We start from the raw sequence: 20,350 nt of genomic DNA, 5'->3' as shown, positions 1-20,350 counted from the left end.
TGATCACTCAGGCGGGGCTTTTATGTATCAGGGGTAAGGCTGGCTTACATCATGCCGCCCATACCGCCCATGCCACCCATACCGCCCATGTCTGACATACCGCCGCCAGCCGGGGCTTCTTTCTTCGCTTCAGCGATCGCAGCTTCAGTGGTCAGGACCAGACCGCCGATGGAGGATGCCGCTTGCAGCGCGGAACGAGTCACCTTGGTAGGGTCCAGGATGCCCATTTCAATCATGTCGCCGTAGATGCCAGTCGCAGCGTTGTAACCGTAGTTACCTTTGCCGTTCTTGACTTCGTTGACCACAACGCTTGGCTCGTCGCCGGAGTTGGCAGCGATCTGGCGCAGCGGTGCTTCAACAGCACGACGCAGTACAGCAATACCCACGTTCTGGTCAGCGTTGTCGCCGGTCAGGTTAGTCAGCGCTTCCAGAGCACGGATCAGCGCAACGCCACCGCCAGGTACCACGCCTTCTTCAACGGCTGCGCGGGTTGCGTGCAGGGCGTCTTCAACGCGGGCTTTCTTCTCTTTCATTTCTACTTCGGAACCCGCGCCAACCTTGATCACTGCAACGCCGCCAGACAGCTTGGCCAGGCGCTCTTGCAGTTTTTCACGGTCGTAGTCGGACGAAGTTTCGGCAACCTGGGCACGGATCTGGGTGATGCGCGCCTGGATGTCCTGCTCTACGCCAGCACCGTCAACGATGATGGTGTTTTCCTTGGAGATGGTCACGCGCTTGGCGCTACCCAGGTTTTCCAGGGTGGCGCTTTCCAGGCTCAGGCCGATCTCTTCGGAGATAACGGTGCCGCCGGTCAGGACGGCGATGTCCTGCAGCATGGCCTTGCGACGGTCGCCGAAGCCCGGAGCCTTGACGGCTGCGACTTTAACGATACCACGCATGTTGTTCACCACCAGAGTCGCCAGGGCTTCGCCTTCAACGTCTTCGGAAACGATCAGCAGTGGACGGCCGGCTTTGGCAACGGCTTCCAGTACTGGCAGCATTTCGCGGATGTTCGAGATCTTTTTGTCGACCAGCAGGATCAGCGGGCTGTCCAGCTCGGCAACCATGGTCTCTGGCTTGTTGACGAAGTACGGGGACAGGTAGCCACGGTCGAACTGCATGCCTTCTACAACCGACAATTCGTTTTCCAGGCCAGTGCCTTCTTCAACGGTGATCACGCCTTCTTTACCGACTTTTTCCATGGCTTCGGCAATGATGTCGCCGATGGAGCTGTCGGAGTTGGCAGAGATGGTACCTACCTGAGCGATGGCCTTGGTGTCAGCGCAAGGCTTGGACAGGTTTTTCAGCTCGGCAACGATGGCGATGGTCGCCTTGTCGATGCCGCGCTTGAGGTCCATCGGGTTCATGCCGGCAGCGACGGCTTTGTAGCCTTCGTTGACGATGGCCTGAGCCAGAACGGTGGCGGTGGTGGTGCCGTCGCCTGCGTCATCGTTGGCACGGGAGGCAACGTCTTTGACCAGCTGCGCGCCCATGTTCTCGAAACGGTCTTCCAGTTCGATTTCTTTGGCGACGGAAACGCCGTCCTTGGTGATGGTCGGAGCGCCGAAGCTCTTCTCGATGATCACGTTACGGCCTTTCGGGCCCAGGGTCGCTTTTACTGCGTCAGCCAGGATGTTGACACCGGTGAGCATTTTTTTACGGGCGGAATCGCCGAATTTAACTTCTTTAGCAGCCATGATCGATATTCCTTAAATACTTTGTAGTAACGGGAAAATGGGCGGGAAATCAGTCTTCCAGAACGGCGAGAATCTCGTTCTCAGCCATCACCAGCAGATCTTCGCCGTCGACTTTCACAGTGTTGCTGCCGGAGTAAGGACCGAATACAACCTTGTCACCCACTTTCACCGCCAGCTCACGTACTTGACCGTTTTCCAGCGTCTTGCCTGGGCCAGCTGCGAGGATCACACCGTGGTTGGCTTTTTCAGCAGCCGAACCTGGCAGAACGATACCGCCAGCGGTTTTCTTTTCTTCTTCGCTGCGACGGATAACGACGCGGTCGTGCAGAGGACGAAGCTTGCTCATTGTCGATCTCTCCTAATTGTAAGTTTCATCGGCCGGTATCAGTACCGGCTGGTTGTATTCCGGCGGTGCCGGTCGCGCTTCGCCAAGCGAAACGCGGAAGTCTGTCTGGTGTCGCCACCAGAAACCTTGCGGTGACCGTTACATAAGGGCGTATATGCTTATTACAAGGGCCGCAGGTGAAATTTTTTGTGTCGGCCGGCACCCGAAGGTGCCGGGCCAGGGATGGCGTTACTTGGAGTCGCGGTGCTCGAACTCGCCTTCGATCACATCACCTTCACGCCCCAGCGGCTGGCGAGGTGCCGGGCCGCCACGGGGCTGCAGGTCATCGGCAAAGGCGCGCTGGCGGATCGCCGCTTCTTCGGCACGCTGGCGCATCTTGCCCGCCAGCAAGCGACGGGTGAAGGGCAGCAGCAGGATCAAGCCCAGCACATCGCTGACAAAACCCGGCAGGATCAGCAGGCCACCGGCCAAGGCCATCATCAGGCCTTCGAGCATGGTCTGGGCCGGCAATTCGCCGCGGTTCAGGCTTTCACGGGCACGCAGTGCCGTGGCCAGGCCAGCGATGCGCAGCACAAACACGCCGAGCATCGAGCCGAGAATGATCAGCAGCAGCGCCGGGAAAAACCCGATAGCCCCGCTGACCTTGACGAATACGAACAGCTCCAGCACCGGAAACAGCAGAAAGAGCAATAAAAAAGGGCGCATCAAATGGTTCCTCAACGCAAGAATGCCTTGCTACTAGACCTTAGATGACGTCGCCCTTTCGTGAATTCAAGCGTGCGTGCCGGCTTTTTTCGGCCAGGCGTCGGCGTGAGCCAGGAAAACCAGGGCCTCGCGCACTTGTGTCGGCGTGTTGCAAGTCTGCGCAAAAGGCAACCAGTGCAGGCCCTGGCCGATGCGCAAGTGCATGCCTTCGCTGTCGATACCGGCCAATTGCGCCGGCTCGAAGGTCGGCAGGCCGGCCAGTTCGACATAGTGGGCAATGGCCTTGGTGTGATCGCTGTTCATGTGCTCGATCATGCTCAGCTCGGCCTTGCCGGCGAACGGGTTGGCCAGGGTCAGTTGATCGACCCAGTGGATCGCCCCGAAACCGCCGATATAACGATGGCGCACCGGCTTGAGGACCCAGAAGTCGAAGTCATGGGCCTTGTGGTAGTTCGCCGAATCCGGGAAGTACCGGTAGTAACGCTCGGCGGCAGCGGCAATGGCGGCCTCGTCGTCGAGCTTTTCGGCCTCGGCCAGGTAGGTCAGGCGCCCCACGGCCTGCACGTCCTCGGCCTCGCGCTCGCCCACCAGCAACGAGCATTTAGGGTCTTTTTGCAGGTTGTGGGTGTGCTGGGCGATACGGCTGATCAGGATCAGCGGCCGGCCCTCGGCATCCAGGCAGTAAGGCACCACCGAACCAAAGGGGAAGCCGGGCATGGCCTTGGAGTGGGTGGCGAGCGCCCCACGGTATTCCTTGAGCAGTAGTTCTCGGGCATTCTGGGCTACGTGGACGCTCAACTTATGACTCCTTCGATAAATTCCGTCAAAAAACGGACTTGGGCAACCGCTTAAATCTGCTCACAGGACATGCGAATGCATCTCAACGACAAAGTAATCATTATCACCGGCGGTTGCCAGGGGCTGGGCCGTTCCATGGCCGAGTATTTTGCAAGCAAAGGTGCCCACCTGGCGCTGGTGGACCTCAACCAGGAAAAGCTCGATGGAGCAGTGGCGGCCTGCCAGTCCCATGGTGTTACCGCGCGCAGCTATCTATGTAATGTGGCGGATGAAGAACAGGTGATCCATACCGTGGCCCGGATCGCCGATGATTTCGGCGCGATCCATGGTTTGATCAACAACGCCGGGATCCTGCGCGATGGCCTGCTGCTCAAGGTCAAGGACGGCGAAATGACCAAGATGAGCCTGGCCCAGTGGCAGGCGGTGATCGACGTCAACCTGACCGGCGTGTTCCTCTGCACCCGTGAAGTGGCGGCGAAGATGGTGGAGCTGAACAACCACGGCGCCATTATCAACATTTCGTCAATTTCCCGGGCGGGTAATGTCGGCCAGACCAACTATTCGGCGGCCAAGGCCGGCGTGGCAGCGGCGACGGTGACCTGGGCCAAGGAACTGGCACGCTATGGCATCCGCGTGGCGGGCATTGCCCCGGGCTTTATCGAGACCGAGATGACCCTGGGCATGAAGCCCGAGGCGCTGGAGAAGATGACGGCGGGGATTCCCCTCAAGCGCATGGGCCGCCCGGAAGAGATCGCCCATTCGGCGGCGTATATCTTCGAGAACGACTATTACACCGGGCGCATTCTGGAGATGGATGGGGGGTTGCGCCTGTAACAACGCCGAAAAAAATGTGGGAGCGGGCTTGCTCGCGATAGCAGACTGTCAGTTAACGAATATGTCGACTGATACATCGCTATTGCGAGCAAGCCCGCTCCCACATTAAAAGTCCGCATTCGTACCGTGGCAGGCTTACCAGGTCACGCCAAAGCCCGCGGTATAACGGGTCTTGCTCAGGTCGCTGTCCGAGCTGCCGCTGATGATGTCGCGTTCGGCCTTGAGATTGAGCGAAGCCCATTCGGTGACCTTGTAGCGCAGGCCCATTTCGGCATCGAGGGAATAGTCGGCAGGGCCGGCCAGGGGCTTGCCCAGTTCGCCGTTGGTGAAGAACTCCACGGTCTTGCCGATCAGGTAGCGGTTGTAGTCCCACTTCATGGCCAGGGAATAGAAGTTGTCCTTGCCGCCGTCCTGGTATTCATAGTCCGTACGGTTGAGCAACGAACCCAGGGAAAACGCCCCCAGCTCATCATCCCAGAACTGATAACCCGGACCGGTACCGACGGTGCGCTGGCGGCGCAGGTCTTCGACCCTGTCGTGCTTGTAGGTCAGGCGCCCCTGCCAGAACCATTGGTCGGTAATAAAGCGGTCCAGCGCGTACTCGGCGCTCCAGTTGTCGGTGGTGACCACATCGTTCTGGAATTCGCGGTTGTATTCGCCTTCGGCAATATGCCGCCACTTGCCGTGACGGGCGGTGGTCTTGAAGTCGATGTCATAGTCGTCGGTATCTTTTTCCGCACGCTTGTAGTCCAGCGCCACGTCGACATTGCCCTTCCATACCAGGTCCTCGATCACCGGTTTTGGCTTGATGATCTGCTGGATGCTGGCCAACTCCACCGTCTTGGGCGCCTCGCCGTTGGCCAGGATGACCTTGCCGTCCTCGGCCGGGTGCAGGGACTTGGCCTTCTCGCCGGTGTAGGCATCCTGCTTGACCAGCAGTTCCTGGTCGCTTTCCAGGGTTTTCACCTGTTTCCAGTCCACCGGGATCGCGCCGGCGTATTCGGTCTGGATCAGCAGCTTGCCGCCGTCGAAAACCTTGATCTTGCCGGTCAGGCGATCACCGTTTTTCAACCAGACCGTATCGGCCAGCACAGGGGTAGAAGCAGTAAAGACAGCGAGGCACAGCAGGGTTCTGGACAACATAAGCGGTTACGGGGCTCAAGTTTGGCGAAAAAAAGGGGCATTATCGGCGTAGCTGAAGTCTTAGCAAGGACTGACTCAAGGTTTTCTGTTGAGTTCAATTCTCAACAGCGCTTTTACAGATGTTTCTTACCTATTGACGACTCATTTCAACCGAGCTGCCTGAACCGTGAACGAGCCCGCCGACACTCCGCAAACCCCGGCCGAAATGCGCCGCACCGCGCTGTACCTGACCCTGGCCCAAGTACCCGCAGGCTGCGTGGTGAGTTACGGCGAACTGGCGCACCTGGCCGGGCTGGGGCGCGCCGCACGCTTCGTGGGCCGTACGCTGAGCCAGCTTCCCGAAGGTTCGACGTTGCCCTGGCACCGGGTGGTCGCCGCCGGCGGTCGGATAAGTCTGCCCGTGGGCAGCGCTTCGGGCGATGAACAGCGTGCGCGTTTGCGCAGCGAAGGTGTCAGTATCCTGAACAATCGCGTTGATATTCAGCGTCATGGCTGGCGCCCGGTAGAGCACAGCGGTTAGAGTGCGCGCTTTGTTTCCGTAAATCTGAGGCAGACTCCAGCCCATGCCCCGTAAAACCTGGCGCGCCGCGCTCGCTGCCTATGCCAGCCCCTCGACGTTAGTGCTGCTACTGCTCGGCTTTGCCGCCGGTCTGCCTTACATGTTGGTGTTTTCGACGCTCTCGGTCTGGTTGCGTGAAGCCGGTGTGGCACGCGAGACCATTGGCTATGCGAGCCTGATCGGCCTGGCGTATGCGTTCAAGTGGGTCTGGTCGCCACTGCTGGACCAATGGCGCCTGCCGCTGTTGGGCAAGCTGGGGCGGCGTCGTTCCTGGCTGGTGCTGTCCCAATCCCTGGTGATTCTCGGCTTGATCGGCATGGGCTTCTGCGACCCGCAGAAGCACCTGTCCTGGCTGATCGCCATTGCCGTGATCGTGGCGTTTGCCTCGGCAACCCAGGATATCGCGGTGGATGCCTATCGCCTGGAAATCGCCGAAGACAGCCGCCAGGCCGCCCTGGCCGCCAGTTATATGTCTGGCTACCGTATCGCCGCCCTGCTGGCCACCGCCGGCGCGCTGTTTTTTGCCGAAGGCTTTGGCTCCACCGGGTTCAACTATAAGCACTCGGCATGGACCGGCACCTACGTGCTGTTCGGCGTGCTGATGATCCCCGCCCTGCTCACTAGCTTTTTCATGCGTGAACCCGATGTGCCATTGCGCACCCAGTTGCAGGCCGGGCGCTACACGTTTGCCCACCAACTGATGTCGGTATTCGTGCTGATCATCCTGCTGGTGTCGGTCCCGGCCATGTTCACCCAGCTGTACAACACCGACTTTGCCAGTGTGCTGTTCGAGGGCGTAAGCCTGCTCGACCTGCTGCTGGAAGACCGCGCGTTCCTGCGCGCCATCCTCTATATCACCCTCACCGCCCTGTGCCTCTCGGCCATGGGCCGCCGGGGCCTGGCGCCGGTGCTCACGCCGGTCAACGACTTTATCCTGCGCTACCGCTGGCAGGCCCTGTTGCTGCTGGGGCTGATTGCCACCTACCGTATGTCGGACACGGTGATGGGCGTGATGGCCAACGTGTTCTATATCGACCAGGGGTTCACCAAGGACCAGATCGCCAGTGTCAGCAAGATCTTCGGCCTGATCATGACCCTGGTCGGCGCCGGCATGGGTGGCCTGCTGATCGTGCGGTTCGGCATCCTGCCGATCCTGTTTATCGGTGGCATCACCTCGGCCGGCACCAACCTGCTGTTCCTGATGCTCGCCGACATGGGCGCCGACCTGCAGATGCTGATCTTTACCATCTCCCTGGATAACTTCAGCTCGGGCCTGGCGACCTCGGCGTTCGTCGCCTATCTGTCGAGCCTGACCAACCTGAAGTTCTCCGCCACCCAGTACGCCCTGCTCAGCTCGATCATGTTGCTGTTGCCACGGCTGATCGGCGGTTACTCGGGGGTCATGGTGGAAAAGTTCGGCTATCACAACTTCTTCCTGATCACCGCGCTGCTCGGCGTGCCGACGTTGCTGCTGATTGCCTTGCATTGGTACCAGGAAAGCCGGCGGATCCGTTTGAGCCCACCCGAAGAAAGCTGATCCCTGTGGGAGCGGGCTTGTGTGGGAGCGGGCTTGCCCGCGATGCTAGCGCCTCGGTGTATCAGGCAAACCGCAGTGATGCCATCGCGGGCAAGCCCGCTCCCACATAAAGCCAGCTCCCCACAGAAATCCAGTCAGCACCTGATGCCTGTACTCTGGCGGCGACCGCCCGTACAATCCCAGGTCACTTCAAGTCCAAGCAACCGACAACGGCCTACCATGCGCACCAGTCAATATTTGCTCGCCACACAGAAAGAAACGCCTTCCGACGCGGTCGTGATCAGCCACCAGCTGATGCTGCGCGCCGGCATGATCCGCAAACTGGCCTCTGGCCTGTACACCTGGCTGCCCATGGGCTTGAAGGTGATGCGCAAGGTCGAAGCGATCGTTCGTGAAGAAATGAACGCCGCCGGCTCTCTGGAAGTATTGATGCCGAGCACTCAGCCGGCTGAACTGTGGCAAGAATCCGGGCGCTGGGAAGAGTACGGCCCCGAATTGCTGCGCTTCAAGGATCGTCATGGCCGCGACTTCTGCGCAGGCCCGACCCATGAAGAAGTGATCACCGACCTGATGCGCAACGAGTTGAGCAGCTACAAACAGCTGCCCCTCAACCTGTTTCAGATCCAGACCAAATTCCGTGACGAAATCCGCCCGCGCTTCGGCTTGATGCGTGGCCGCGAATTCATCATGAAGGACGCCTATTCGTTCCACGCCGACCAGCCTTCGTTGCAGGTCACCTATGACCGCATGCACCAGGCCTATTGCAACGTGTTCACCCGCCTGGGCCTGAAGTTCCGCCCGGTTGAGGCGGACAACGGCTCCATCGGCGGCGCGGGCTCCCATGAGTTCCACGTGCTGGCCGAGTCCGGCGAAGACGACATTGTCTTCAGCAACGGCTCCGACTACGCGGCCAACATCGAGAAGGCCGAAGCCGTGCCACGGGAAACGTCCCGTGCGGCGCCGGCTGAAGAGCTGCGCCTGGTCGACACCCCAGACACCAAGACCATCGCGGCCCTGGTCGAGAAATTCAATCTGCCGATTGAAAAGACCATCAAGACCCTGATCGTGCATGCCGAGGAAGAAGGCAAGTTGATCGCACTGGTTATCCGTGGCGACCACGAACTCAACGAAATCAAGGCAGCCCAGCAACCTGGCGTGGCCAGCCCGCTGGTCATGGCCTCGGACGCCGAACTGCGTGACGCCATTGGCGCCGGCGCCGGCTCCCTGGGCCCGCTGAACCTGCCATTGCCGATCATCATCGACCGTTCGGTCGAGCTGATGAGCGACTTCGGCATCGGTGCCAATATCGACGACAAGCACTACTTTGGCGTCAACTGGGAGCGTGACCTGCCGGTGCCAACCGTGGCCGACCTGCGCAACGTGGTGGCCGGTGATCCAAGCCCGGATGGCAAAGGCACCCTGGAAATCAAGCGCGGCATCGAAGTGGGGCACATCTTCCAGCTGGGCAACAAGTACAGCCAGGCGATGAAGTGCGAAGTGCTGGGCGAAAACGGCAAGCCGGTGACCCTGGAAATGGGCTGCTATGGCATTGGCGTTTCCCGCGTGGTGGCAGCTGCCATCGAGCAGAACCACGACGACAAAGGCATTATCTGGAGCGACACCCTGGCGCCGTTCCAGATCGCCCTGGTGCCGCTGCGCTACGAAACCGAGCAGGTTCGCGAAGCCACCGACAAACTGTATGCCGAACTGACGGCCGCCGGTTTTGAAGTGCTGCTCGATGATCGTGACAAGAAGACCAGCCCAGGCATCAAGTTTGCCGACATGGAACTGATTGGCATCCCCCACCGGATCGTGGTCAGTGACCGCGGCCTGGCCGATGGCAATCTGGAATACAAGAGCCGGACCGAAGCGCAGGCCCAACCGTTGCCGGTGGCTGACGTGCTGCCCTTCCTTCAGGCGCGTATTCGTCGCTGAAAACCAGATCAAGAGAAGTCATGTTCAAGCGAAACACCAAAGCCCTGGGGGGCGTCGCCTTGTGCGGCGCCCTACTGGTCAGCGGCTGCGCCAATCACATGTCGCAGCGTAGCGAGCACGAGGAACGGATCGAGCGCAAATTGCTCGACCACAGCCTGCAGATCGATGTCGGCGAACCCAAAGTGCTTGAGCTGCCGCAACGCCGTGTGCGTATTCATGAACAGCGGACTTTTGAAGTCACTGAGTTTGAAGTCACGCGCCGCTATGATCGCTACACGCCCTACCAACCCTGGCGCGAACTCTATGAGATCCCGCTGGGCGCCGTGGCTGTCGTGGCGGGCGCCGGGGCCAACGTGGCCAACATCTTTGCCCTGGGCAACCTGCCCGACAGCATGACCCATGACTGGATCAGTTACGGCGTGGCCGGGCTCAACCCGTTCATGAACGTGCAGTCCCATGGCCGGGCGCAACAGAACCTGGCAGGCATTGATGAAATCCAGCGCGACCGCCGCCTGGAATACACCAGCCTGCCGTGGAGCGAGCGACCGGTGCAGGTAAAGGCCGGCAAGCAGACCCACGAGATGACCACCGACCGCAACGGCGTCCTGCGCCTGAACCTGTTGGACAGCCCGTTTGCCGAGCAGGACCTGAGCCAGGTGCGTACGTTGCGAATCAGCATTGAAGATGCCCAGGACGATGTGCATTCGGACTCATCCCTGGCCATCAGCAGCACCCTGCGCGGCAAGCTGCTGGAAGCCCATGCCTTGATCTACGACGACCTGGAGGATGACGAAGTCAGCCAATGGGTGCATCGGGTCAAGCGCTTGTCGGAGCTGGGCCTGGAAGAAGAAGCCAGCGAACTGGAACAGAGCCTGATTGAACTGACCCGCAACGACCCCGAGTTGCAGCAGGAATTTCTCAAGGCGCTGACCCAGGATGGCGGCCGGCTGGTGGCGGATCCCGGTACCCGCTGAGCTCTGGCAAATATCAAAATATGAGAGCGGGCTTGTGTGGGAGCGGGCTTGCTCGCGATAGCGGCGGGTCAGTTAATGCAACTCTGACTGACACACCGTCATCGCGAGCAAGCCCGCTCCCACATTTGATCTTCGTTGCTTTGAGCATTGCGTTCACTTAACTGAACGGCATTAGGGCAAGCCCGCGCCCACATAAAGCCCACCTCCAGCCGTCTACCAGGACAGCTCCAGCTGTTCATTCCCCCCGCTCAAGTCGAGCAAGCGCACACCAATCCCCAGCAACCGCACTGGTTTGCCCCCCCGATTGAACGCCTGGGTCAACAACTGCTGGTAACTCTCCAGGTCCCGCCCCGCCCCCGCCTGTTCCAGGGTGGTCTGGGTAAAGTCATGGAACTTCACTTTGACAAAGGGCTTGCCCGGCCGATAGCTGCTGTCGATACGCTGCATGCGCCCGGCCAGGGTCTCCATCAGTTCCGGGAGTTTTGCCAGGCAACTGGGCAGGTCCGGCAAATCGACATCGTAGGTGTTCTCTACACTGATCGATTGCCGGCGGCTGTCGTTGTGCACCGCACGTTCATCAATCCCACGCGCCAAACTCCATAACCGCTCGCCGAAACTGCCGAACTCCCGCACCAGCGCCAGCTTGCTCCACTCGCGCAATTGCAGGCAGTCCTCGATCCCCAGCCGTGCCAGCTTGTCGGCGGTGACCTTGCCGACGCCATGCAACTTGCTCACCGGCAGCTGCGATACGAAGTCTTCCACCTGGTCCGGGGTGACCACAAACAGCCCATTGGGCTTTTTCCAGTCGCTGGCGATCTTGGCCAAAAACTTGTTGGGCGCCACCCCCGCCGAAACGGTGATGTGTAACTGGTTGGAGACCCGCCGGCGGATATCCTGGGCAATGCGCGTGGCACTGCCGCCGAAATGTGCGCAATCAGAAACATCCAAATAGGCTTCATCCAGCGACAGCGGCTCGATCAGGTCGGTGTAGTCACGGAAAATCGTCTGGATTTCCTTCGACGCTTCTTTATAGGCATCCATGCGCGGCTTGACGATGGTCAGGTCGGGACACAGCTTCAATGCATGGCGCGAAGACATGGCCGAACGCACACCGTAGGCCCGCGCCTCGTAGTTGCAGGTGGCGATCACCCCGCGCCGGTCCGCCGAGCCTCCTACCGCCAGGGGCTTTTGCGCCAGGCTCGGGTTATCCCGCATTTCGATGGCAGCGTAGAAGCAATCACAGTCGACATGGATGATTTTGCGCTGCGTCATATAAAGAGAGGCGTGATCAGGAGATAAAGTGGACAGATCGCCAGTATCGCACTCACACCTGTATATAGCACCAGTACTTTGAATCATCTGACAAAGCGCTAGGAAAAACCCTGGATGAATTCATTTTTTCAATCGAAGACTACGCCCCAATAGAGCTGGAGGCCACGGCCAGACTGGCCCCAACCCCTTTCAGCCACCGACTTGGAGAGCTAAGCGATTGAAGCACAAGCGCTTTTCTTGAAATCAGCGGTTGACACCCCGGCATTCCTCTGTAGAATGCCGACACACAGACGCGGGATGGAGCAGTCTGGTAGCTCGTCGGGCTCATAACCCGAAGGTCGTCGGTTCAAATCCGGCTCCCGCAACCAAACATCAAGAAAGGCTACTCGAAAGAGTGGCCTTTTTTGTGCACGCAGGTTTTTGCCCTGCGGCCCCTGGCGATGTGCCGGTGGCGTGAAAAGTCGTTTTCAATCGAGCACTTAGGCTAATTGGCAGTTATTTTGCCCTTTATGTCATTAACGGTTGACACCTCGTCGCTGCACTGTAGAATGCCGCCCACAGACGCGGGATGGAGCAGTCTGGTAGCTCGTCGGGCTCATAACCCGAAGGTCGTCGGTTCAAATCCGGCTCCCGCAACCAAACATCAAAAAAGGCTACTCGAAAGAGTGGCCTTTTTTGTGTCTGAAGAAAAAGTTCTTTTGAAACAATGGCATGGCATCTTTCATGAAACCGCTCATGGGTTTCGGAGTCCATCCGTTTGCAGGCTATGCTCAAGTGTCGAGCCCATCTTTGCGCGACCAATAGATGCTGTCGCCGACCCTGGCGATCCGCGTTACTATTTGTAATTATTTTGTACATAGGGATTGGTAACTTGGCTGGATACCCCCATCCTGTCGCGCACAATCCACGAGGTGATTGATGCGCGCCAATTCGTCTGAACCACAAGACACCGTCACAGCCACTCAACCGATCGCCCCCACCCGCCTGCGCTGGCTGGATCTGTTGAGCAAGTATCGCCAACCCATTGGGCTGGCGGTCACCCTGCTGCTGTTTGCCATTGCCTTGATCGCCTGCCGCCACTTGCTGCTTGAGCTGGATCTGTACGCCCTCCACGACTCGATCCTGGAAGTGCCGAAGCCCTCCCTGCTGGGCGCCTTTGCCGCCGCGATCGCCGGCTTCATCATTCTATTGGGCTACGAATTTTCCGGCGCACGCTACGCCGGGGTAAAACTGCCGGCCAAGACCCTGGCCTACGGCGGCTTTACCGCGTTCGCCATTGGCAATGCGATTGGCCTGTCGATGCTGTCCGGCGGCTCGGTGCGCTACCGTCTCTATGCACGGCATGGCATCGGGGCCTCGGAAGTGGCCCATATGACCGTGTTTGCCAGCCTGGCCCTGGGTTGCGCCCTGCCGCCGCTCGCCGCCCTGGCGACCTTGAGCAACCTGCCGGCCGCCTCCAACGCCCTGCATCTGCCCGCCGCGCTGCTCGGTGGGATCGCGGGGGCGGTGCTGCTGCTCTCGACCGTGCTGTGCATCGGGATTTATCGCCGCCGCCTGCCAGAACAGCCCTACCCTGACAACCTGCTGGTCAGGGTCGGCCGCCGCACCTTGCGCCTGCCCGGGCGCCGCCTGACCTTCCTGCAACTGATCATCACCGCGCTGGACGTCGCCGCCGCTGCTACCGTTCTCTATCTGTTGCTGCCGGAAGCCCCGCCGTTTGGCCCGTTCCTGCTGGTGTACCTGCTGGCGCTCGCGGCGGGTGTGCTCAGCCATGTGCCTGGCGGGGTCGGTGTGTTCGAGGCGATCCTGCTGGCCGCGTTTGCCGACAAACTCGGCGCCGCGCCGCTGGCCGCCGCCTTGCTGCTGTACCGCATGATTTACGTGGTGTTGCCGCTGTTGATCGCGTGCATCTTCCTGCTGATCAGCGAAGCCCAGCGTCTGTTCCAGACCCAACAGAGCCTGCGGGTGGCATCGGGCCTCGCGGCACCGGTGTTGGCCGTGCTGGTTTTTTTGTCCGGGGTGGTGCTGCTGTTCTCCGGCGCCACCCCGGAAATCGACTCGCGCCTGGAAAACATCGGCTTCCTGATTCCCCACCGCCTGATTGACGCCTCGCACTTTGGCGCCAGCCTGATCGGCGTGCTGTGCCTGCTACTGGCCCAGGGCCTGCGTCGGCGCCTGTCGGCAGCCTGGATGCTGACCATGGTGCTATTGCTGGTAGGCGCCCTGCTTTCACTGCTCAAAGGCTTCGACTGGGAAGAAGCCAGCCTGATGACCACAACCGCCGTGCTGCTGGCGATCTTCCGCCGCTCGTTCTACCGCGCCAGCCGCCTGACCGAGCTGCCCTTCTCGCCGCTGTACCTGGTCGCCAGCGTCTGCGTGCTCGGCGCGTCGATCTGGCTGCTGCTATTTGCCTATCAGGACGTGCCTTATAGCCATCAACTGTGGTGGCAGTTCACCCTCGACGCCAACGCCCCGCGTGGCCTGCGCTCGCTGCTGGGCGCCGCCATCCTGCTGGTGATTGTGTCGCTGACCTGGCTGTTGCGCACCGCTCGCCCGGTGATCCACCTGCCGACCGCCGATGAGCTGGAGCGCGCCACCAAGATCCTGATGGCTTCGTCGCAGCCCGATGGCGGCCTGGCCCTGACCGGCGACAAGGCCCTGCTGTTCCACCCCAACGACGAAGCCTTCCTGATGTACGCCCGGCGCGGCCGCAGCCTGGTGGCGCTGTACGACCCGATCGGCCCGACCCAGCCACGGGCCGAAATGATCTGGCAGTTCCGCGACCTGTGCGACATTCATCACGCCCGCCCGGTGTTCTACCAGGTGCGCGCCGAGAACCTGCCCTTCTATATGGACATCGGCCTGACCGCGATCAAGCTGGGCGAAGAAGCCCGGGTCGATCTCAAGCGCTTTGACCTGGAAGCCAAGGGCAAAGAGATGAAGGATTTGCGCTACACCTGGAACCGCGGGACCCGGGACGGCCTGTCCCTGGAAATCTTCGAGCCGGGCCAGGCGCCGATGGCGGCATTGAAAGTCATTTCCGATGCCTGGCTGACCGGCAAGAACGTGCGGGAAAAGGGCTTCTCCCTGGGGCGTTTCAGCGACGAGTACCTCAAGCATTTTCGCATTGCGGTGATTCGCTTTGAGGGGCAGCCGGTGGCCTTCGCCAACCTGCTGGAGACCTACAGCCATGACCTGGCCAGCCTCGACCTGATGCGCGCGCACCCCGAGGCGCCAAAGCTGACCATGGAGTTCATGATGATCGGCTTGATCCAGCACTATAAGAGCCACAACTATGCACGCTTTAGCCTCGGCATGGTGCCGTTGTCGGGCCTGCAGCCACGCCGTGGCGCACCGCTGACCCAGCGCCTGGGCTCGATGGTGTTCCGCCGTGGCGAGCAACTGTATAACTTCCAAGGTTTGCGCCGCTTCAAAGACAAGTTCCAGCCTGACTGGGAACCTCGTTACATGGCCGTGCCCGCAGGACTTGATCCGCTGGTGGCACTGGCCGATACCGCCGCCCTGATCGCGGGCGGCTTGACTGGATTGGTGAAACGCTGATGATTCGACGCTCCTGGCGATATGTATTGGTAAGTCTGGTGGCGCTGGCCCTGATCCTGGGTGGCGGCTACTGGTACTGGAACCGCCCCGCTCCCCTACCGACCCTGGAGCAACTGCCCCAGGCCGACGGTTCGACCCTGACCCGGGTGACCCCTGGCACCACGATCAAGGCCCGCGTAGCGGTCGCCGTGCTGGCCGACGCCAGCCTTACCGACAACCAGCTGATTGCCTTGAGCCAGGGCGGCGGCGCACAGATCGTGCAAGTGATCCTGCCCAAGGACGACTGCAAACTGCAGGAGCAAGCCCTGCAAGCGGCCCTGGGCCAGCTCAAGGGCCCGGCCACCCTGGTCAGCGGCATCGGCCCTGGCGCGGCACTGGCCTGGCGCTGGCTGGCAACGCAGAACGACGACAAGGCCAACGCCATCTCCGTAGGCTTTGCCCTGGTCCAGGAAGGCTGCAAGGACCCGCTGCCCAAGACCGCTGCGCACGGCAACTGGCTGGTGGCCTGGAACGATAACCCTGACGACGAAAGCGCCAGCTTCGTACGCGACACCCCGCGCGCCACCACCAGCATCAGCGACTACGACATCAACTACCCACAGGTGCTGAACAACGAACTGCGCAAGCAGCTGGTGGGTTCGGACAATGGCGGCCTGGCGATCCCGGTGGTCGAAGTGCCAGCCGGCCAGGCCAAGGACACCGTGACCCTGTTCCTCTCCGGCGACGGCGGCTGGCGCGACCTGGACCGCGACGTGGCCGGCGAGATGGCGAAGATCGGCTACCCGGTGGTAGGCATCGATACCCTGCGCTACTACTGGCAGCACAAAAGCCCGGAACAGAGCGCCAAGGACCTGACCGAGCTGATGCAGCACTATCGGCAGAAATGGGGCTCCAAGCGTTTTGTGCTGACCGGGTATTCGTTCGGCGCCGATGTATTGCCAGCCATCTATAACCGCCTGCCGGAAGCCGAGCAGCAGCGGGTAGACGCCATAATCCTGCTGGCCTTTGCCCGCACCGGCAGCTTCGAGATCGAAGTGGAAGGCTGGCTGGGCAATGCCGGCAAGGAAGCCGCCACCGGCCCGGAAATGGCCCGGCTGCCTGCCGCCAAGGTGGTGTGCATCTATGGCGAGGAAGAGGTGGACGAGAGCGGCTGTACCGACAAGAGCGCTGTGGGCCAAGCCATGAAGCTCCCGGGTGGCCATCACTTCGACGAGAACTATCCGGCGCTGGCCAAGCGCCTGGTAGAGATCATCGAGAAGCGCCAGGCCAAGGCTGAGTAACGCCTGATGTAATCGGTCACCCATAAAAAAGCCCCCGCTGCCACCGGCAACGGGGGCTTTTTTGCAGGCCTCAGCGCACCGCTGCCGACGGCCCGGCAAGATCCCATACATCATCCTGCGCGTGACTGGCCTCCCAGGCTCGCACCTTGCGCCGCGCCTCATCAAACAGGCGCACGTAGTTGCCATGGCTGATTTTTTCTGCAACATCAGGCGGCAGTCGACTGAACAGTGGCCGAATCAGCTCGGGAAGCGCCAGGTACTGTTCGACCGTGAGGCGCTGGCCAGGCACCACCTTATCCGGCAGTTCCAGTGTGTTTTTGCTGAACATCACCGTATCGGAGCCCCATAACACCCGACTGCTGTATTGATTGAAAAAACCGATCCACTCATTGACCGGCGGCATGCCAGGCCCCGGGTGGATGATGCTCTCCTGGACCAGATCCCAGGAAATATCCACCACCCATGCCGGGCAGCTGTCCAGGATGCGGGCAACGGTCTTCAAGTGGCTGGACGTCGGCTTTACATAACGGCCCAGCCCGGTGTGCGCCCAGATCACCGAGGCCTGGGGCGCGGTGCTGCACAAATGCTTGAGAGCCGCCTCGTAGGTCCTGTCAGGGTAAATCGCTTCCACAGTGCCGTCGTAGTTGACTTCGGTCTGGTACAAGTCGTTGTGCAGCGTCACCACCAGGCCGGTCTCTTCGGCCACCTTCAGCAGGTCGGCCAGGGACTGCGCATACAGCGACATCGTGCCTTTCTTATCGAGGTCGGGGGGCAGCGGCACGGTGGCTGTGCTGCGGATGGTCTCGCCGGCGATCTTGCGTGACACCAGCTCCTTATGCACCGTGAACTCCCCAATACCGGCAAACGCCCCCGGGAAGGTCAGCAGCACCCGCTTGATGTGCTGGGCCCCATAGCGATCCATGGGGTTGAAGCCGGTAATCATAAGGTCCAGCCGACCCTGCTCCGCCGGGGACAGCTGCAGGTACTCCCTGGCATACATCGCGTCCGCGAAGGCGTAGTAGTACAAGTCCGCCCTGGGACCGATGTAGTAATTGGCGCCATACAAACGGCCGGAAGGGTCCGTCACCTGATAATTTTCAAAACTGTCCCAGCGCTGCTGCAACGGCAGCGGCATCACCACCGAACGGACCACGCTGGCCGATAAATAATCCGACAACAATGACTTCAGTGAAATGCCCTGATAGGCGTAGTTGGAAGGATGGAAGTGTGAGTCGGCGAACTGCAGTGCCTGGGGGACGACAGGCGGTGTCTCCATGGTGCTGGACGAACAACCTACGACTAAAAGCGTGATGCCTGACAGCAATCCTGAGAGTGCGCGTTTCATCTTTGGTTTTCCCTAACAGTGGATCCTCATGGGCCAGACGACAAACTTGGATAAAAAGACGTTAGCACACCCCCGGGCTTTAAAAGGCAATGAGTCCGCCACAGATCGGCAGGCCAAAAAAAACCGCGATGGCATACAGCCCATCGCGGTTTTATGTTTAACAGGGCCTACATTTCTACCTGGGTCCCCAGCTCAATCACCCGGTTCACCGGCAGCTTGAAGAAACGCAGGTTGCCGTTGGCATTCTTGAGCATGAAAGCAAACAGCCCTTCGCGCCAGCGCGCCATGCCTTCGAGCTTGGAGGCGATGACCGTCTCGCGGCTGAGGAAGTAGGTGGTGCGCATGGGGCTGAAGTCCAGGTCGTCCAAATGGCACAGCTTCAGCGCCTCGGGCACGTCTGGCTCATCGGTAAAGCCGAAGTGCAGGATCACCCGGAAGAAGCCGTCGCCATAAGAGTCCACCTCGAAGCGGCGCTGGGCCGGCACGCGCGGGATGTCTTCATAGACCACCGTCAGCAGCACCACCTGCTCGTGCAGCACCTGGTTATGCAACAGGTTATGCAGCAAGGCGTGGGGCACCGCGTCCGGGCGGGCAGTCAGGAACACCGCCGTGCCCTGCACGCGATGGGGCGGCTGCACGCGGATGCTGCCGATAAAGATCGGCAGCGGCAACCCGCCCTCGTCCAGGCGCTCGACCAGCAATTGCTTGCCACGCTTCCAGGTGGTCATCAGCACAAACAGCACGATCCCCGCCAATACCGGGAACGCACCGCCCTGCACCACCTTCGGCACGTTGGCCGCAAAGAACAGGCCATCCACCAGCAAAAAGCCCAGCAACACCGGCACAGCCAGGACCGGCGGCCATTTCCACAGCAACAGCATCACGGCGGAGACAAGGATGGTGGTCATCAGCATGGTCCCGGTCACCGCCACCCCGTAAGCCGAGGCCAGGGCGCCCGAGGACTCGAAGCCCAGCACCAGCAGGATCACGCCGACCATCAGCGACCAGTTCACCGCGCCAATATAGATCTGGCCCTGCTCGGCGCTGGAGGTGTGCTGGATATGCATGCGCGGGATGTAGCCGAGCTGGATCGCCTGGCGCGTCAACGAGAACGCACCGGAAATCACCGCCTGGGAAGCAATCACCGTGGCCAGGGTGGACAAGCCCACCAGGGGCAGCAGCGCCCAGCTTGGCGCCAGCAGATAGAACGGGTTGCGCGCGGCCTCGGGGTCGCCCAGCAGTATCGCACCCTGGCCGAAATAGTTGAGCACCAGGGCCGGCAGCACCAGGATAAACCAGGCGCGGGCAATGGGTTTGCGGCCGAAATGCCCCATGTCGGCATACAACGCCTCGGCCCCGGTCAAGGCCAGCACCACGGCGCCGAGGATCGCCACGCCGATGCCCGGATGGACCATGAAGAAGCGCACGCCCCACACCGGGTTCATCGCATTAAGCACTTCGGGGTGCTGGACGATGCCATAGATACCCAGGCCGCCCAGCACTAAAAACCAGGTGACCATCACCGGCCCGAACAGCTTGCCGATGCGATCGGTGCCATGCTTCTGGATCAGGAACAAAGCCACCAGCACCACCAGCGACACAGGCACAACCCAATGCTCCAGGCCGTCGAACGCCAACTCCAGGCCCTCGATGGCCGACAACACGGAAATCGCCGGGGTGATCATGCTGTCGCCATAGAACAGCGCCGCGCCACACAGCCCGCACACCACCAGGAAACTGCGCAGCCGCGGGTGATTGCCTGCCGCCCGTCGGGCCAGCGCCGTCAGGGCCATGATGCCGCCCTCGCCCTGGTTGTCGGCGCGCAGCACAAACAGCATGTACTTGATGGACACCACCCAAATCAGCGACCAGAAAATCAGCGCCAGAATCCCCAGCACCCCGTCATGATTGACCTGCACCCCGTAGCTGCCGGAAAACACCTCTTTAAGGGTGTAGAGCGGGCTGGTGCCGATATCGCCGTAGACCACCCCGACTGCCGCCACCAACATGCCGATTGGCTTTGCGCTGGAATGCCCTGCACTTGCCGCCTGACTATTTGCCTGACCCATCAACCACTCCTGCCCTTTTGACCTGAGGTCTTATATAAACCGCACAGCTATACACTTAAGCCCGACGCTAAGCTATACACAGCATGTGCCGCTGTACTTTTAGTAACAGATTATTTGTTGACTGCTGGCTTAGCCCCAGTGCAACTGGCGCGAAGCATAGCGCAGCACTCGTCGTATTTCCCTGCATAAAGCTGGTCAAGCGCGTTTCCCGTCGCTAGAATTGCGCACTTTTTGATCAGAGGCACATCAAGTGCCCATCCGCTGCCCTGTCGTGCCCGACTGGCGGCGTCATTCA

Annotated in this window: 15 protein-coding genes and 2 tRNA genes; 9 read left to right on the top strand and 8 right to left on the bottom strand. The window is 60.7% G+C overall.

The genetic code is table 11. The features are described 5' to 3' along the window. Positions 1-44: 44 nt before the first annotated feature. From groL to BLL38_RS06710, 4 genes are all read right to left on the bottom strand, one after another. The gene (gene groL / locus BLL38_RS06725; RefSeq protein ID WP_076961845.1) at positions 45-1,697 is read right to left on the bottom strand and encodes a chaperonin GroEL; all 1,653 of its coding nucleotides are present in this window, start codon (positions 1,695-1,697) and stop codon (positions 45-47) included. Between the two features lie 49 nt (positions 1,698-1,746). Further along, positions 1,747-2,043, bottom strand: a complete 297-nt coding sequence (locus tag BLL38_RS06720; RefSeq protein ID WP_017139748.1) for a co-chaperone GroES — start codon at positions 2,041-2,043, stop codon at positions 1,747-1,749. Between the two features lie 228 nt (positions 2,044-2,271). Next, positions 2,272-2,748 (bottom strand): FxsA family protein, encoded by a 477-nt coding sequence (locus BLL38_RS06715; RefSeq protein ID WP_076961844.1) that lies wholly within the window; start codon positions 2,746-2,748, stop codon positions 2,272-2,274. A gap of 66 nt (positions 2,749-2,814) precedes the next feature. Continuing rightward, a complete protein-coding gene (locus BLL38_RS06710) occupies positions 2,815-3,546 on the bottom strand; it encodes a HugZ family pyridoxamine 5'-phosphate oxidase (RefSeq protein ID WP_076961843.1) in 732 nt (243 codons plus the stop codon). Between the two features lie 75 nt (positions 3,547-3,621). Here BLL38_RS06710 and BLL38_RS06705 point away from each other — a divergent pair, with 75 nt between their 5' ends. After that, the gene (locus BLL38_RS06705) at positions 3,622-4,380 is read left to right on the top strand and encodes an SDR family oxidoreductase (protein ID WP_076961842.1); all 759 of its coding nucleotides are present in this window, start codon (positions 3,622-3,624) and stop codon (positions 4,378-4,380) included. Between the two features lie 135 nt (positions 4,381-4,515). On the opposite strand, the gene BLL38_RS06700 is transcribed toward BLL38_RS06705, so the two are convergent. After that, the gene (locus BLL38_RS06700; protein ID WP_076961841.1) at positions 4,516-5,523 is read right to left on the bottom strand and encodes a DUF481 domain-containing protein; all 1,008 of its coding nucleotides are present in this window, start codon (positions 5,521-5,523) and stop codon (positions 4,516-4,518) included. Between the two features lie 166 nt (positions 5,524-5,689). Here BLL38_RS06700 and BLL38_RS06695 point away from each other — a divergent pair, with 166 nt between their 5' ends. The 4 genes from BLL38_RS06695 to BLL38_RS06680 all read left to right on the top strand — a co-directional run bounded on the left by BLL38_RS06695 (position 5,690) and on the right by BLL38_RS06680 (position 10,528). After that, the gene (locus tag BLL38_RS06695) at positions 5,690-6,043 is read left to right on the top strand and encodes an MGMT family protein (protein WP_076961840.1); all 354 of its coding nucleotides are present in this window, start codon (positions 5,690-5,692) and stop codon (positions 6,041-6,043) included. Between the two features lie 43 nt (positions 6,044-6,086). Further along, complete coding sequence (locus tag BLL38_RS06690; protein WP_076961839.1) at positions 6,087-7,619, top strand: AmpG family muropeptide MFS transporter; 1,533 nt, start codon at positions 6,087-6,089, stop codon at positions 7,617-7,619. A 219-nt stretch (positions 7,620-7,838) separates the two neighbouring features. Beyond that, positions 7,839-9,554 carry a proline--tRNA ligase gene (locus BLL38_RS06685; protein WP_076961838.1) on the top strand — a complete coding sequence of 572 codons (1,716 nt, stop codon included), beginning with the start codon at positions 7,839-7,841 and terminating at the stop codon, positions 9,552-9,554. 20 nt (positions 9,555-9,574) lie between these two features. After that, positions 9,575-10,528, top strand: coding sequence for a hypothetical protein (locus BLL38_RS06680; RefSeq protein WP_076961837.1), 954 nt, complete (start codon positions 9,575-9,577; stop codon positions 10,526-10,528). Positions 10,529-10,741: 213 nt separating this feature from the next. On the opposite strand, the gene dinB is transcribed toward BLL38_RS06680, so the two are convergent. Continuing rightward, positions 10,742-11,800 (bottom strand): DNA polymerase IV, encoded by a 1,059-nt coding sequence (gene dinB / locus BLL38_RS06675; RefSeq protein WP_076961836.1) that lies wholly within the window; start codon positions 11,798-11,800, stop codon positions 10,742-10,744. A 291-nt stretch (positions 11,801-12,091) separates the two neighbouring features. Between dinB and BLL38_RS06670 the strand changes: the two genes are divergently transcribed. The 4 genes from BLL38_RS06670 (at position 12,092) to BLL38_RS06655 (ending at position 16,641) form a co-directional block, all read left to right on the top strand. Continuing rightward, positions 12,092-12,168: transfer RNA gene (locus BLL38_RS06670), tRNA-Met, on the top strand. A gap of 194 nt (positions 12,169-12,362) precedes the next feature. After that, positions 12,363-12,439 (top strand) — tRNA-Met (locus tag BLL38_RS06665). Positions 12,440-12,718: 279 nt separating this feature from the next. Then, on the top strand, positions 12,719-15,361 hold the full coding sequence (gene mprF, locus BLL38_RS06660; protein WP_076961835.1) for a bifunctional lysylphosphatidylglycerol flippase/synthetase MprF: 2,643 nt from the start codon (positions 12,719-12,721) through the stop codon (positions 15,359-15,361). Then, positions 15,361-16,641 carry a virulence factor family protein gene (locus tag BLL38_RS06655; protein WP_076961834.1) on the top strand — a complete coding sequence of 427 codons (1,281 nt, stop codon included), beginning with the start codon at positions 15,361-15,363 and terminating at the stop codon, positions 16,639-16,641. Before mprF ends, BLL38_RS06655 begins: the two co-directional genes overlap by 1 nt. Before the next feature lie 70 nt (positions 16,642-16,711). Here BLL38_RS06655 and BLL38_RS06650 read toward each other — a convergent pair whose 3' ends face one another. Both BLL38_RS06650 and BLL38_RS06645 read right to left on the bottom strand, forming a co-directional pair. Beyond that, on the bottom strand, positions 16,712-17,986 hold the full coding sequence (locus BLL38_RS06650; protein WP_130898202.1) for an amidohydrolase family protein: 1,275 nt from the start codon (positions 17,984-17,986) through the stop codon (positions 16,712-16,714). Between the two features lie 167 nt (positions 17,987-18,153). Next, positions 18,154-20,055, bottom strand: coding sequence for a potassium transporter Kup (locus BLL38_RS06645; RefSeq protein WP_076961832.1), 1,902 nt, complete (start codon positions 20,053-20,055; stop codon positions 18,154-18,156). Positions 20,056-20,350 lie beyond the last annotated feature (295 nt).

It is taken from the genome of Pseudomonas gessardii (genome assembly GCF_001983165.1).
GTDB classification, from domain to species: Bacteria; Pseudomonadota; Gammaproteobacteria; order Pseudomonadales; family Pseudomonadaceae; genus Aquipseudomonas; species Aquipseudomonas gessardii.
Note: the sequence above shows the minus strand (reverse complement) of the source record. Positions and strands in the feature narration are given on the sequence as shown.

Excerpts from the sequence above, each read along its gene's own strand:
- BLL38_RS06685 (WP_076961838.1), top strand. The coding sequence starts at position 7,839 with ATGCGCACCAGTCAATATTTGCTCGCCACACAGAAAGAAACGCCTTCC.
- groL (WP_076961845.1), bottom strand. The coding sequence starts at position 1,697 with ATGGCTGCTAAAGAAGTTAAATTCGGCGATTCCGCCCGTAAAAAAATG.
- dinB (WP_076961836.1), bottom strand. The coding sequence starts at position 11,800 with ATGACGCAGCGCAAAATCATCCATGTCGACTGTGATTGCTTCTACGCT.
- BLL38_RS06650 (WP_130898202.1), bottom strand. The coding sequence starts at position 17,986 with ATGAAACGCGCACTCTCAGGATTGCTGTCAGGCATCACGCTTTTAGTC.
- BLL38_RS06645 (WP_076961832.1), bottom strand. The coding sequence starts at position 20,055 with ATGGGTCAGGCAAATAGTCAGGCGGCAAGTGCAGGGCATTCCAGCGCA.
- mprF (WP_076961835.1), top strand. The coding sequence starts at position 12,719 with ATGCGCGCCAATTCGTCTGAACCACAAGACACCGTCACAGCCACTCAA.
- BLL38_RS06690 (WP_076961839.1), top strand. The coding sequence starts at position 6,087 with ATGCCCCGTAAAACCTGGCGCGCCGCGCTCGCTGCCTATGCCAGCCCC.
- BLL38_RS06655 (WP_076961834.1), top strand. The coding sequence starts at position 15,361 with ATGATTCGACGCTCCTGGCGATATGTATTGGTAAGTCTGGTGGCGCTG.
- BLL38_RS06680 (WP_076961837.1), top strand. The coding sequence starts at position 9,575 with ATGTTCAAGCGAAACACCAAAGCCCTGGGGGGCGTCGCCTTGTGCGGC.
- BLL38_RS06705 (WP_076961842.1), top strand. The coding sequence starts at position 3,622 with ATGCATCTCAACGACAAAGTAATCATTATCACCGGCGGTTGCCAGGGG.
- BLL38_RS06700 (WP_076961841.1), bottom strand. The coding sequence starts at position 5,523 with ATGTTGTCCAGAACCCTGCTGTGCCTCGCTGTCTTTACTGCTTCTACC.
- BLL38_RS06720 (WP_017139748.1), bottom strand. The coding sequence starts at position 2,043 with ATGAGCAAGCTTCGTCCTCTGCACGACCGCGTCGTTATCCGTCGCAGC.
- BLL38_RS06715 (WP_076961844.1), bottom strand. The coding sequence starts at position 2,748 with ATGCGCCCTTTTTTATTGCTCTTTCTGCTGTTTCCGGTGCTGGAGCTG.